The organism is Pirellulaceae bacterium (assembly GCA_029243025.1).
In the GTDB taxonomy this organism is placed as follows: domain Bacteria; phylum Planctomycetota; class Planctomycetia; order Pirellulales; family Pirellulaceae.
The window spans coordinates 149,033-163,542 of sequence record JAQWSU010000053.1 but is presented as its reverse complement, the minus strand read 5'-3'; the positions used below and the strand labels follow the sequence as shown (position 1 = coordinate 163,542).

The window sequence follows — 14,510 nt, the reverse complement described above, 5'->3', positions numbered from 1 at the left end:
AAGAGAAATCGTGATGCTACCACTTTCAGGTGTGTAGTCCGTTGCTTTCCCACCGAGCGTTACATACTGATTGTCGCCATTTAGGTTGACGGCTTTACCAAGCTTGCCCTTTGCAAAGCCAGGAGCGTTCACTCCCTTGGCGTGTCGTCCGTTACCGCTTACATCGTTCAAATTGCCGTCAAAAGGCCAATGCCCAATGATTCCTTCTTTGACGTCGTCAAGGTTCTTGGTACCGCGCCCCCGATTCCAAAGTGCAGAAATCTCATCGTCACTCAGACTGCGTTCCCAAATCGCAACATCATCAACCTTGCCATTCCAAGTGCGATTCTTGTGATACCAATTGGATCGCTGAGAATGGTGTGTTTCCTTGCGGTTGGTTTTGACAAAACTGCCAGAACCCGAAACAACCAACTGGGGATCAAGCGAGAAATCCGTACTCGGAAGGTTCGTGTTATGCCCCTCAATCGCAATCACGTTTTTGCCTGTTCGAAACGCACTGGCGTATTCGTTGAGCGAAAAATAATCATCAGTGCCCGCCTCATGATTATTGACCGTTAACTCACCCGTCTTCTTATCAACACTGATATTGTTTGAGTTAAAGAGTCGACGACCATTTGCGTAGATGACAAAACCGTCGTCATAGTTGATCAGAAGGCCAAGACGCTTGAGATCCGTTCCTGCGGGGATCTCAAATTCTTTGCGAATGAAGATCGTGGTGTAATTATTTTGCATGTCAGACAACACCGTGTTGTCATCATTGTCTCCATAGCCAAATCCGGCTTTGCCAGTCTTCCAACCCGCTTTTTCGGCGTCGAAACCAAGCCCCGTCCAGCTATCATCGTCAGGTTCCTGACCGCCAGCAAGATATTCCCAAGTTGCAGCTTTATCGATCAGCGTTTTGCTTTCAGCATCACTCACGGCCGTCATCTTCAAATCAGCGGAACGCTCAAACAGCGGCTCGCCCCGCCAGTTGTAGAAGGTGCTCTCTTCTTTGCCATTGGCAATCCGCTTGATCTCATATTGGTCGCCACGGTAAATAATCCATTCGCCTTCGACTCTTTTCCCCGCGTCAGCTGCGTCTGCAGCGACGCTAGATTGCCCGGAAACGAGCAGCCAGCCGCTGACGGTGACCACCCAACACAATTTCACGAAGTCGATTTTTCTCATCATATTTCACCTTTGCCACAAAGAGGGGATGCAAACCTGTGCTATGTCCAAGAAAGCCTGATAGACGACGGCTTTCATCGCTCACCTACGCGTTCCAAAGCAGGCGACCTGTTAGTTTTCCAAGGCATACTACCTGCAATTAGATGTGCGTCATCCACTGAAATTCTCCCCAATTGAATTCCATTTTTCCTCCGATTAAAACCTACCTACTTTTGGGGGTCTTCGTGCTTGCCTGCCATCCCCAACGGCTGGGAGACAGCAGCCTGGGAAAACGTCTAGAAAAATCTGGGATGCAAACCAACGAAAAACCAGCAGAAAATCATCTCACGGGGAAAAACCGGGCACCGGAGGCCGAACGACCGGCCCACAAATTCCAGCCGTCCCGCTGGGGCGGCGGTCGGCAATGGCGACGGGTCAGCCAAAAAGCATCGAGCCTGGCAATGCGAGGAAGAGTGCGATCCCGCTGGGCTGCAGAACGTCGGAAATCGATCATCCCTCGCAGATCGCCCATCACAGCGAATTGAACCGTTTGAAATGCCGATTCTGTTGCGGGGAGTCGTTTCGATTTTTCTGAGGGAGTGTTTAGCCATTCATGGACGACAGCTTGGCAACTTGTCTAAGACGCGAAGAGCCTCTTCCTGTCGGGAAGAGCCGGGAGCACAATTTATCCGAAAAAGATGCATCTTTTTCAGTACGTAACAGGCATTGCCCGGGCCAGTCGAATTGGTAGGATGCGACACGCCTGCCGGGACAGGTCCTACCTCGCTGTTCGGTCAGCGAGGATTTGCCTCCTTTCACTGTCCTGCGAAGAGTAATCCGCGCCCGCTCCCTACTGGCTTGGCGTTCGTCACGGCACAAAAAAGTTGATCGGGTGGACCCTTCTGCTGGTAGCCAATTGGCTGGAGATAGGTAAGCCAGTCCAACGAGATCTGAAACCGCCCCGCGTGGTCGCGGGCCCAGTTGAGAGGTGAATATCACGTTGTGGCCGAGACTGATCTGACACGTTGGAATTATCGGATCTTGGTGGCTCAAGGAGCCCTTCTAGACATCGCGCAGATCGTTGCGAGCCCCCGACTTGTTCTACCGTTTGTCTACATGGCGGTTGGTGCACCGGCCATCTTTGCAGGTCTTCTAATCCCCATCGTCCAGATATCGCGAACGGCAGGACAACTGGCTTCTGCGTCTTCCATTTCATCGGCGCGTAACCGCAAGTGGCACATGGCAGCGGGGATTTTTGCGGTAGCAGCCTCTCTCACCGTGGCCAGTCTGGCTGCGATCGCAGGCACTCCGAAAATCGTTGGCGGCATCTTCCTGCTGATATCTGCGACCATCGGTCTTGGACAAGGTGTCAGCAGGCTTGCATTTCAATCGCTACTTGGCAGCATCTTGGAGGAGAATCGCCGCGGCGCACTCCTTTTCACGCAAACCGCATTGAGCGGCTTGTTAGCAATCATCGTCGTCTGGATTACACATTCATCAGGGTTGATTGATGTGGCCCCGAAAGATCACGTCGCTCTCATTTGGGCAGGTGTCTTCGTCACGATCATTTCCGGATCATTATCGTTAGCGATCAAGGAACATGCGGTCATCTGCCCAACGGATGAATCCGAAGATGAATCCGAAGATGAATCCGAAGAAACCGAGCAAATTTTGACGGGGATCACCCAAGGAATTCTACTCATACGCCAGCAACGTTGGTTTCGGCAATTCTTGGTGGCCAGAGCCCTTTTTCTTTCTGTCGAATTAGCCATGCCGTTCTATACGATTCATGCATCAATCGTCTATAAAAACAAGCCCAACGCGCTGAGTTTCTTTGTGATCGCTAGTAGCCTAGGACTCGTCATCGGCGGCCCTCTCTGGAGCCTTTTCAGCCGCAAATCGCTGCGAGGCATCATGTGTGCCGGAGCCGTAATGACGGCAATTTCTGGAGCGATTGCGGTTAGCACAAGCATCGCCCCGAATTTACAACAGCTGATGATCTATGCTCCAGTCTTCCTTTTATTATCGATAGCAGACCAAGGGCTTAGCACCGCACGTAAACTTTACTTGGTGAATTCAGTGCCAGAAAAAGAGCGACCCTACTACCTTGCCATGAGTGACGGCATCATCAGCATCATGGCAATCTGGTTCGCATTGGCCATTGGAATGCTTGCTCACGGCCAACATGAAATCTTACCAATTGTCGCACTGATGGTTATCAATGTTGCCGCGGCCTGTGCTTCACTACTGCTACCGTCCCCGGACAAAATCAAAGAAACCGGCACTCTGCAGCGTTAATCTCACGCCAACGCCCCAGGTGAGAAAGGCTTCTGGTGACATCTGGTAATGAGCCACGAGAAGCGGTGTCATGCTGCCGAGTCACTGCCCCAACGCCTTTTTGCTCCGATCAAAACCGTATCCTCGAACGATCTGGCTCTTGATGCGTGCATTGGTTTCGGATCCAATGCGCATCCACTGGAAAAGCTGCGTCGGATGTTCGTTAGTGCGAAAGGAAAAAGAGCACTTTTCGTTTCTAGACGACGCGACCGAATTTCATTCCAAGACAACTTGCGATTCGATAAATATGGACCATCTGCTTTCACGTGAAAGAATCATTGCATCATCCGACTACAATCGCTGGAAGGTGCCTCCCGCATCGATTGCGATTCACCTCTGCATTGGATCGGTCTACGCGTGGAGCATTTTCAACCCAGCACTTGTAAAAGTACGCGGCGTGGTGGCAAGTGATCCGGATGACTGGACACTGCAACAGGTCGTTTGGATCTTCACAGTTGCCATTGTGTGCCTAGGACTATCCGCAGCGGTCGCGGGTAAGTGGCTAGAACGCGTTGGGCCGAGAATGGTGGGCGTGGTCGCCGCATGTTGCTGGGGTGGCGGATTCGTCGTCGGCGGATTTGGAATCCTAACCCACCAGTTGTGGATGCTCTATCTTGGCTATGGTGTCATTGGAGGTTGTGGACTGGGCCTCGGATACGTTTCGCCAGTCAGTACGTTGATCAAATGGTTTCCTGATCGGCGAGGCATGGCCACCGGAATGGCAATCATGGGTTTCGGTGGAGGCGCAATGATCGCGGCCCCCATGATTGAATATCTTTTGACGCTCTTTTATCGTGCACCGGACTATCTAGGAGCTGTCGGTCAAGTTGATTTGGTCACAGAAGCCGGCCGTCGTTTCGTGGAAATCAGCGGTCAATTGCGTGAGGTCGTTGTTGTCAGTCAAGCGGATCTCGGAAAAATGATCGTTCCAGGGCCAACGGGAGTCTACCTTGCCGACACGGGTGACAGTGGAGTAGCCGGCACTTTCTTCACCCTCGGAATCATCTACTTTACGGTGATGATGATCGCTGCGTTTGCCTATCGATTACCCGCATCGGATTGGCTACCCAAAGGTTGGAATCCACGCGAGGCCTTGAGCAACAAAACGAGCATGATCACCTCACATCATGTGGATGCGGATGCTGCCTTGAAAACTCCGCAATTCTATCTGCTTTGGATCGTACTGTGCTTCAATGTCACCGCAGGCATTGGTGTACTCGGCGTCGCCAAGACGATGATGACCGAGATTTTCGGCACCGCCCTCCCCACCATTGTCGATGGCAGTTTTGCCGCAACTTATGTCCTGATGATTAGCGTTTTCAATATGGTCGGACGTTTTTTCTGGGCAAGTCTTTCCGACACCATTACTCGAAAAACCACCTATCACATCTTCTTCATTCTTGGGATCGCACTTTACGTTTCGATTCCCTATTGTGCGCAGGAGGTAAATGCCTCGCCAAGCGTGGTTTGGCTCGTCTATTTCTACGCGGCAACGATGATCATCTTCACAATGTACGGGGGAGGATTTGCCACGATCCCGGCTTACCTTGCAGACATTTTTGGAACGCGTTTCGTGGGTGCCATCCATGGGCGTCTATTAACTGCATGGTCAACAGCAGGTGTGCTGGGCCCCCTGGCAATTACATCATTGAGGGAAAAAGCTCGCTTAAGCGCGATTCATGAGATTGCCGAACAAGTCAATCCACAGACATTTCAAAAAACCTTTGGAGCCGGGATTGATCAATTATCCGTCCTTGTGGCAAATAAAACCGTAACTATTGGCAAACTGATGGAAATCGCTCCCACTGGAACGCCGAATCCGTCCGGCAGCCTGTATAACAGCACCATGTTCTTGATGGCTGGATTACTTGCCATTGCGCTCGTGGCAAACTTTTTGATTCGTCCCGTTTCAGCGGTCCACTATCTCAAGGAAGAATGATCTTTCTCGGAACGCCGATAGTCTGTTGAGACAGGGTCACGGAACCTTATTTTCGGTACCCTTGAGATCATTCAAAGCTCGATTCGTGACGCGTACCCGATACTTCCCTTTGGAATTGAAACCTGCTTGATATTTCATTCCTTCCTTCATCGCTTCCATCACAGGTCGCGCCTGTTCGTCAATTTCATCAAGGGCGATCGCGGCGTGCAGGCGTTCCCATTGCGTACCCGTTGTCAATTCATGAATCAACACTGGCAGTGCAATTTCAGGTTGATTCATTCGACAAAGAGCTCTGGCAGCAGCAGTGCGTACAGCGGATGACTGATCCCGCAAGGCATTTTCCATCGCCTCCGCCGCCCGATCACTGGCAGGCAGACCAATGTTACCAATCCCCGTTGCGCCCCAATATCGAATTGCGTCATCCGGATCTGCCATCGCATCGCTAAGCTCAGGCAAAGCGTCCGTCCCACTGGAAGCCGCCCGTGCAATCGCAGCCAATCGACGATTGTAAGCATCTCCGTCTGTCTGACGCAAAATTGAATACTCGCTTCCAAGCCGCTTTGCGCGTTCTGCAATGATCGGTTCCGGAATCAAACCCAGATCCTTCGTCTCGTGCACCCAAGCGAGATGTGCCTGACGCATTCGCTCTAAAACGTGCCGATACTTTGGATCAGTTGCCAAGTTGTGAATTTCATGAGGATCCACCTCAGTATCGTACAGTTCTTCGGGGGTCTTGGTGGATGACATCAACCGTTGAGCGGCAGGAGGAAGCTCATTCGTCTTAGCCAACCGCCGAATTTCCTGCATCACTTGGCCTTTTTCAGCCGTATTGATGTGTTGATAGTAGGTTTCGGTCGGCAGGTAATTGCGCAGATACTTGTACCGCTGATCACGCACCATTCGAATAATGTCATAGCGTTCGTCCATTCGGTCACGAGCCCCGTAAACGTAATCACGCGCAGGTGTGGTTGAGGAGCCAAGGAACGGTTGCCCCTGTACATGGGATGGAATGGAGGTCCCGGCCATCTGAAGCACGGTAGGTCCGAAATCGATTGAGCTGATGAGGCGATTCGATACCGTTCCCGGCTCACCCCGTCCCTGCGTACGCCATTTTTCGGGAATGCGAACGATCAACGGAATGTGTGTTCCCGAGTCATACAACCATCGCTTCGCTCTCGGCAATCCCGCGCCGTGATCGGACCAAAAAAAGATAATCGTGTCCTCGTAAAGCCCATCATCTTTGAGCTGTTGAATTAGGTCACCCGCCCAAGCATCCATTACCGTGATCAGTTCGTAGTAACGTTTCCATGCTGCTCGGACAGTTGGCGTATCCGGATAATACGGTGGCAGCTCAAGTTTGCTCGGATCTTGTCGGTGAGATGATGGCAAATCCTTCGTGAACGCACGATAAGCATTTGGATTGGCGACAGGCCCTTCGTGGGTCCCTTTGAAATTGAAAACAGAAAAAAACGGCTGGGACTTGTCCTTCCGACTGCGCCAGTGCGATTTCCCTTCTTCATCCCAAGTCGTACGTGGATGCTTAAATTGATAGTCTGTTTTCTGATGATTGGTGCAGTAATAGCCAGCTTCACGCAAGTAAACAGGAAAAGGCTTGATAAAATCAGGCAAACTGGCCGTACAACGCATGTGCTGCGTACCTAGCGTGCTTTGATACATGCCGGTAATGATTCCAGAGCGACACGGTGCGCAAACGCCGGCCGTCGTAAATGCATGACTGTACCTGACGCCTTCACGTGCCAACTCATCCAAATGAGGTGTGATCGCTTGCGAATCACCGTAACATTTCAGATGAGGACTAATATCTTCCGTACTGATCCAAAGGAAATTCGGCCGATCACTCGCGTGTGATTCAACGAAAAACAGAGAACCAAGCACGATGCTACCGCAGAGCAACAACAGTTTCTTCATCGGAATCAACCTCTCTTTTGAACTCACCCTCAAAATCAGGATGAGATCCGTGATTTGATCACCGGCGAGACTAACCGGCGAGACTAACCGGCGACTCGACAGCACAACCTGTGAGTCAAGCCAAAGTCTTTGGAGTCCTGTAGTCGATTCACGCTAACCCACTGTTGCTGCAAAGTGAAACAGCAAACCGGTCCCGTCGTCCCACTTATCCACGGGCGTGAAGACACAAGCTAGATTCTAACGTCTTGCCACGGTCAGCGGGCAATTTCACCGCAAATATTTGCTGCTTGAATCGATCGTCCGCTCTCCGGCTGAAAGCTCAAGTCGTTGGAACTTTGACCGTCGTTCCATTCGCCGACGCTTCCCAAGCAGCGAGAGCAATTGCCAGCGATTGACGACCTTCCTGCAGTCCCACTTCGGCGGGTAAGCCTTGCTGAATTCGATCAACAAAATTTCGCCATTGTTCGACATACGAGAGTTGCCATTCACCACCTCGACGCATCGTCGCAATTCCATGAGGAAGCTGAGCGAGACCTTGCACGAAGCGAGTTTTCCGGTCGGCCATACTTCCTGGAATGTCGTCAGGACGGTAGGTCTCTAACCCATCATATCGATAAAAGGCCAAATTCAACGACCCCTTGTCTCCGTAGAGTTCAAGAGCATTGTTTTGTGATGTTTTTACAGCCAACGTCAGAGTGGCCAACACCCCGTTGGTTAAGCGTGCAGAAACAGTGGCCGACTCATCTTCCCAGCTTCCAGTTCGAATTTGCGCCGAGACCTCTTCCACTTCAAGCCCTGTTAAGAAGCGCCACAAATCAAAATGATGAACGCCCATTTCAAGAATGGCCCCTCCACCGGTCGCTCGCTTTTTCCGCCATCCCGACATTTCGTTGTGCATCGAAACCAAAATGCTGCGGAGAACATCTAACTTACCAATTTCACCCTGCTCGATTAGCTTCCTGGCTCTCCGGGCCAAACGATGCCAGCGTGTGTTGAAGCCAACTTGTATCGTAAGCGGCAAATTGGCGCCCCTTGCGATCATTTGATCACACTCCTGGATCGTCATAGCCAGCGGTTTTTCAATAAAGAGATGCTTTCCCGCATCCATCGCTGCCAGGGCGATTTCCGCATGATCTCGAACAGGCACACAGATTGCGATCGCATCCACCTCAGCAGAGGCCAACATCGCTTGATAATCTTTCACGCCTCGCGCTGTTTGACATTGCTGCAAAGCCAATCCGAGCGCCTCAGGATCGGGATCGGCGATCGCAACGACTTCCAGATCCGCTACATTCTGAAGTGCGCGCAAATGAAGATTTCGAGTTGCATTACCAGCACCCACAAAGCCGATCCGAACGCGTGATGGGCTTCCGGTAGAATCAGTCATCAAACAGCTCCCCGCGATCTTGTTCGCAAATATGTTGAGCTCGGTGAAACTCATATTGGCCAACCAATTCAGGCGCCCGACCTGGGCCAAACGCATAACCGAGCAATTCGCCGAACCCGTTGACAGTCAACCCAACGAGCAAGATCGAGAAGCAGTTGAGATACCTTCGTCGCAGCTCCCAGTTCGTCAATGCACCCCAAATCTTGAACGCTCTCACCAGCGGTATCAGGGGTGATCCGAAAACGTAAAGCGATCGTCTCGCCAACGTCATCTCTTCTGAACGACTGCTCGCGAAAACACGTCCGTGGTAGAGCATTGCCTTTAGCCAGGCAGACCAGAGCGAAAAGTTGGTGTGTGCAACCACACAGGCGCTATTAAGAAACAACCGAAATCCTTTGCCGCGCAAATCCCAATGCAACACCGTCTCTGCTTGCAACATTTCGTCGAGCTGATCGCCATAATCCAAGAGCACGTCCCGGCGGTAGCAGCTATTGTGGCCTGGAAGAAAATCAACTTCTCGTGACGACGTTGGCAACAGCCATACCCCATATCCAATAAAAAGATCTGCCCAACTAATTTTCGTACCAGGATTCGCATTTTTTATACCTGGACCGATCGCCACCCAAGCTCCATCCTGAACTGCCAGAAATTGCTCCGCCCATTCAGCTTCGGGAAAACAATGGTCCTCAGCCAACACAACCCAAGGCGATCTCGCGTGACGCACCCCTTCCGCATTGGCATGACCAATCGCATCGAAAGGTCCAATCTCAATGACTTGAAAAGATGCAAATGCCGATAGGCAATCCGGCTTCACCCCCAACCGTTCAACCGATCGTGCGACAATCACGAGTTCAAGCTGCGCAATCACGGTTTGTCGCAGCAGATAGCTGATCGTTTTTTCTATCGACGCAAAATCATCGGGTGTCGCCAATACGATCGACAAGGCGGGCAGATCCTGCTGCTCCTCGGGGGTCGGTTGTTGCTCAAGACTGAATCGGTTCATCAATTGGACACGCCATGACGTTGTCAAGAAAATCATTTCGACACAGCGAGCGCCCCCCGCGACGACGAGCAATGGCTGATCGGAATACAAATCACTCGCAGGGTCCACCTTCAATGGAAAACTGCTCCCGAGTAATTAATTGAAGTACATTTAACCATAATCGAGCTCGATACTCACAACCCCGTATTTATCGACATCAGCCCTAAAAGCTATACCACCGGTCGCGAATCAACAGACCAACCGGTCGATCTACGATAGAAGACAAAGAAAAAGGGCAAAAGGCAGAAATCCTCGCTAATCATATTTTACATTTCCTTATGGGACCAACCGTTTCCATCGCCCCGTCTGAGACACTTCTCGAAACCTTTGCCAAGTCAATCCGTGTAGCAATATGAAAACAATCGTCATCGTTCGCGACCGACCGAGCAAGCCGATGTACTACGCGATTGACCTGTATGCTCGCTATTGGAGATCCAATGGCTACAAAGTTATCGATCATGTCGGCCCAAATTCACTCCCAGCTGCAGACGCAATTATTCTGCATGTCGACAAGACAGACGTTCCATCCGAATACAGGTCACTTCAAAAAGGGTATCCGAAAGTCGTCAACGGGAGGGCATTAGATATTTCACGTCGAAGTTTCAGCCAATTGCTGCTGTCTCCGACGGACAATTACAAGGGCCCGGTAATTATAAAGACCAACGCAAACTACGGTGGATGGCCAGAACATGTTTTGCATCGAAAATTCAGCTGGAAAACAAAGATCCATCAATGCTCAAATATGAGAGCAATACCGAATAGCGTGATGCCCAACAAGATGACAGCCAAATACGACTGGAAGACATTCTCCTCTCATAAGTTCATATCCTCTGCCATTCACCGATTCATGTCAGTGTTTAATAAGCTGCTACCAAATAATGAATCAAACCGCTGGAAGAAAACTTTTTCATTGAATCCTCTGAGATACCCCATCTTCGAGAGCATCGCGAATGTTCCGCGCGGTGTCTGGCAGAATGACCAACTGATCGTTGAACGATTCTTGCCGGATTACGAGGAGGGGCTGTTCCATACAAACTACTACTGTTTTTTTGGTGACAAGGAACTCTGTGGTCGAATTGGCGCTCCCGACCCCATCGTCAAGTTTGGCAATTGCGAAACAGAGGACCTCTCTACCACTGTCCCGGACGTAGTAAGGCAATGGCGCAAATCACTGAACATTGATTTTGGTCGGTTCGATTATGTCCAGCACGCAGGCGAATACTACTTGATTGATGTCAACAAGACGGAAGGTGGAGGACACGGCAATCAGCAATACGTTGATGAGATGCACTTCCTCGCGTCCGGCCTAGATTCTTTCCTTGACGTTTAAAGCGTCCACCGACCAAGTGTGTTCACCAAACGCGATACGGCGAACCAGGGTCATTCTAAGAACAGTAAGTGCAAGGACAGCACCCTGGATACTAACGAACATTCCAATTGGTTCGATTTCAACACATTCTCCAGCCAGCTAGAAAAACGAATCCTGGTGGCCACCCGACACACTCATGCTAAACTTCCCTCAAGCGAGCCAGTATCCCGCCCGTTAAAAATCGCGCGACTCGATGCCCAGAAAATGCGATTTGTTCATTTTGCACGATGAAAGTTGATTCAGAACCATTGTGTGCCTGAACGGCATTCAATAAGTGTCACTTGATTGCTGTAACTTACGGTTCAGTCCCCCCCCCAAGGACATCTCGTCAGTAATTCGCCGAAAATCATGAACACATCAGGAACCCATTTACTCATCGACATGTCCGGCTGCAATGTTGGATTTCTTGATCACATCGACAGCATGGAACCTTTGCTGAACGAAGCAATCGCGGCCGCCGGTGCATTGATCGTCAAGATGAAATCATATCGTCAGACTCCCAACGGAATTCGAATTCTTGCCATCCTTCAAGAATCACATATGTCCGTTTACACCATCCCCGATTCTAATCAAGTGGTCGCTGACATTTACACGTGTGGCGACTGTGATCCTCATGCGGCAGTTCAGACGTTAACCAACGCGCTTCATCCAAGCGACACAGAGATCGTCGAATTAGAACGAGGATTATCTGCAGATCGTTCTGCGCGAATTTTAGGGCATCGACCGATCACACGAGTTGCCGTGGATTGTCGAAAATCCCATTTACCAAAGACGTTATACGTCGATCGATCTCCTGGTCGCGGACTCGGCCTATTCGCCTCGAAAACTCTTGCGCCAGGAGAAACCATCTATGAAAATCAAGTCGAATTGGCGAGCTTGGACACTCATTTCATCATGCAAACGGATGCAGGTGAGTCAGTCCTTAGCGCTGACGAGCTTGGTTGCGAATTAACGATCGCGGAATTGGAGACATTCCCACCGGAACTTCTTGCCTTGCTTGCGCGGCACTACAAGCTTAGCAAACCCTCTTCCATTATCCTCCGAGAGCACATCACCCACAAACGTCAGCATGAAGTGTTGGTCTCAGGCTTCGACGGATTAATGAACCATTCCTGCAAGGCAAATACAACGATGGAATGGTTGCCCGAAGGGCTTTCCTTTCAGGATGGATCTCCCGTTTTTCTCACCCGACAATTCGCCACTCGCACGATTCAACCCGGCGATGAACTATTTTGGGACTACCGCGAGATACCTGGATATATTCCGCCAAGCGATTGGATCCAATGAACATCAAGTTGTCTTCGGAACCACGCCAAGCCGTTGAGTCGAAACGTCTGATTCTGTCACGACCCGATTTCAACTTTGAGCCAGATTGGTTTCTGGTGGAATTACATTGGCAAGACACGATCATCTCGCCCACTGAAAAAGCGATCCGGTGTCGCCTTCTGACGGCGGCCTTGCCGTTGCTGACGAATCCGAACATTGTCTTTCGAAGACTCTCCCACGATCGCATGTTGGTTTCACTGGACACCTGCGACGCAAAGATCGACATGCGAGTCAGCGCCGACAGTGTTGCGATCATGGTGCAAGTAACGGGAGACGCAGAAGCTGCCGTTCGTTTCTGCGAGAACGTATCTTCAACCGGTCGTTGCGTCACAAGCCGAGTCCAGACAATACCGGAACGTGAACCCACCTTCTTCTTCCCTTCTGATAGCGGCTATCTGTTTAGTCGAGAAATCGCCAGACAAAAATCACCTTACCAGAGGATCACGTTGTCAGAACATCCGATTTATGGGCGTGCTCTTCTACTTGGCGACGAAATACAAATTGGCGAGCGAGATGAGCAGCTTTTCAGCCGCGGCTTAGTGTCTCATGCGATGAATGCCAACGCAAAACGAGTGCTCATTTTAGGCGGTGGTGATTGCGGCGTGCTTCGCGAAGTTCTAACTCATCCAGTCGAACGTGTTGTGATGGTGGAACTGGATCGCGAGGTCGTTAATTTCTGTCGTAAGCACTTCCCGGAGATCGTTGCTGAATCGCACAAGGACCCTCGGGCCGAATTGCGTTTCGAAGACGCGTTCAAATACCTCGCCAATTGCACAGAACGATTTGATTTGGTGCTATCGGACCTTCCGGACACTCCGCTCGCCAACTACACACTCGATGACCAGATAAGCCTAATGAGCCATGTGCTGACAGAGGATGGCATCCTCGGCACGCATGCCGAACTCACCAAGTTCGCTGACAACCGTGAACAAGAACCCATTCTCGCCGCCATTTCGAAAAGATTTGAGAATGTGGAAACGACACAAGATGTCATCCCCTCATTTCAAGACCAAATCTGGCTCTTCGTCAGGGCAAGCAAACTAAAATCCCACATCGTGACTCTATGATAAAAAAAACAACACCAGAATTGTTCCTCCGCAGCAGCCATCTGATCATGGAATGTTGGGACTGCGATACTCTCATCCTTAACGACCAAACGGCCCTTGATTCTCTTCTGCAAAAGTCAGCAAGGGCAATTGGTGAAACGGCGATCGACCGTGTTTTCCATCGTTTCCGTCCGAGCGGAATAACCGGCTATTTGCTAACACCCAAAGCACAATTCACCATCCACACCTGGCCCGAACATGCCTATGCCTCAAGCGATGTCCAGATCGCGTGCGATGGGGAATATCGTCTTATTGAACAGCAATTGCGTGATGGATTACGTGCCAAACAAAGCCAAGTCCTCGAGATTAAACGCGGATCGTCCGAAACACAAAGAATTGAAGCGATGGACCATCGACGGGTCAAATCAAGGACGATTGATCTCCGCAAAAGTACTTTACCCAAAGGCATGACCCTGGGGCACTCACCGAATCGCGGCCTTGGCTTGTTCGCCTCTCACGACTTTTCCCCTGGTGAAATCATCCATCTACCAACAGGAGAACAATTCGAGTGGGACACAGAACTAATCATCGAAACCGACCTTGGCCAAAGCGTTCACGACGCCGATTCATTGGGATATGAATTGGACGAGGTTTTTGTCAAGAATTTGCCGAAACGGATCCGCGACGCGATCGCAAAGCATTTTGAGCTCGATAATCCCACACCTGCCCAAACGCTCAACAGCATCACCGACGCCTACCAAATGGGAGTGGTCGTTTTCGACTATGAAGGCCTGATGAATCATTCTAGCCATCCAAACACGTTCTTAGATTGGCAAAACGCGACCCTCGAATTTCATCAATTCAACAAGCCAATTTGGACGGTACCCTCCCAGGTAATTCGCCCCATCAAGGCCGGTGAAGAGCTGTTTGTAGACTACCAACAAACCTTATACGATTTCATTCCACCAAGTAGCTGGCTGGCCTAATCC

At 50.7% G+C, this 14,510-nt stretch carries 10 protein-coding genes; 6 read left to right on the top strand and 4 right to left on the bottom strand.

What is annotated here, in order from left to right:
- Positions 1–1,170 (bottom strand): hypothetical protein (locus P8N76_26225; protein MDG2385195.1); only part of this gene is annotated, 1,170 nt, incomplete at its 3' end.
- 978 nt (positions 1,171–2,148) lie between these two features.
- Here P8N76_26225 and P8N76_26220 point away from each other — a divergent pair.
- A complete protein-coding gene (locus P8N76_26220; GenBank protein MDG2385194.1) occupies positions 2,149–3,444 on the top strand; it encodes a hypothetical protein in 1,296 nt (431 codons plus the stop codon).
- A gap of 205 nt (positions 3,445–3,649) precedes the next feature.
- A complete protein-coding gene (locus P8N76_26215) occupies positions 3,650–5,422 on the top strand; it encodes an OFA family MFS transporter (GenBank protein ID MDG2385193.1) in 1,773 nt (590 codons plus the stop codon).
- A gap of 36 nt (positions 5,423–5,458) precedes the next feature.
- Here P8N76_26215 and P8N76_26210 read toward each other — a convergent pair whose 3' ends face one another.
- The 3 genes from P8N76_26210 to P8N76_26200 all read right to left on the bottom strand — a co-directional run bounded on the left by P8N76_26210 (position 5,459) and on the right by P8N76_26200 (position 9,855).
- The gene (locus tag P8N76_26210) at positions 5,459–7,351 is read right to left on the bottom strand and encodes a sulfatase-like hydrolase/transferase (protein ID MDG2385192.1); all 1,893 of its coding nucleotides are present in this window, start codon (positions 7,349–7,351) and stop codon (positions 5,459–5,461) included.
- A 319-nt stretch (positions 7,352–7,670) separates the two neighbouring features.
- Complete coding sequence (locus tag P8N76_26205) at positions 7,671–8,738, bottom strand: Gfo/Idh/MocA family oxidoreductase (protein ID MDG2385191.1); 1,068 nt, start codon at positions 8,736–8,738, stop codon at positions 7,671–7,673.
- A complete protein-coding gene (locus tag P8N76_26200; protein MDG2385190.1) occupies positions 8,731–9,855 on the bottom strand; it encodes a hypothetical protein in 1,125 nt (374 codons plus the stop codon). Before P8N76_26200 ends, P8N76_26205 begins: the two co-directional genes overlap by 8 nt.
- Before the next feature lie 277 nt (positions 9,856–10,132).
- Here P8N76_26200 and P8N76_26195 point away from each other — a divergent pair, with 277 nt between their 5' ends.
- From P8N76_26195 to P8N76_26180, 4 genes are all read left to right on the top strand, one after another.
- Entirely contained in the window at positions 10,133–11,110 is a 978-nt protein-coding gene (locus P8N76_26195) for a hypothetical protein (protein MDG2385189.1), read from the top strand.
- 387 nt (positions 11,111–11,497) lie between these two features.
- Positions 11,498–12,436, top strand: coding sequence for an adenosylmethionine decarboxylase (gene speD, locus P8N76_26190; GenBank protein ID MDG2385188.1), 939 nt, complete (start codon positions 11,498–11,500; stop codon positions 12,434–12,436).
- Complete coding sequence (locus P8N76_26185; GenBank protein ID MDG2385187.1) at positions 12,433–13,542, top strand: hypothetical protein; 1,110 nt, start codon at positions 12,433–12,435, stop codon at positions 13,540–13,542. The genes speD and P8N76_26185 overlap by 4 nt, the downstream gene beginning before the upstream one ends.
- Positions 13,543–13,589: 47 nt before the next feature.
- Entirely contained in the window at positions 13,590–14,507 is a 918-nt protein-coding gene (locus P8N76_26180; GenBank protein MDG2385186.1) for an S-adenosylmethionine decarboxylase, read from the top strand.
- The last annotated feature ends 3 nt before the right edge of the window (positions 14,508–14,510 follow it).

Excerpts from the sequence above, each read along its gene's own strand:
- P8N76_26210 (MDG2385192.1), bottom strand. The coding sequence starts at position 7,351 with ATGAAGAAACTGTTGTTGCTCTGCGGTAGCATCGTGCTTGGTTCTCTG.
- P8N76_26205 (MDG2385191.1), bottom strand. The coding sequence starts at position 8,738 with ATGACTGATTCTACCGGAAGCCCATCACGCGTTCGGATCGGCTTTGTG.
- P8N76_26195 (MDG2385189.1), top strand. The coding sequence starts at position 10,133 with ATGAAAACAATCGTCATCGTTCGCGACCGACCGAGCAAGCCGATGTAC.
- speD (MDG2385188.1), top strand. The coding sequence starts at position 11,498 with ATGAACACATCAGGAACCCATTTACTCATCGACATGTCCGGCTGCAAT.
- P8N76_26185 (MDG2385187.1), top strand. The coding sequence starts at position 12,433 with ATGAACATCAAGTTGTCTTCGGAACCACGCCAAGCCGTTGAGTCGAAA.
- P8N76_26180 (MDG2385186.1), top strand. The coding sequence starts at position 13,590 with ATGGAATGTTGGGACTGCGATACTCTCATCCTTAACGACCAAACGGCC.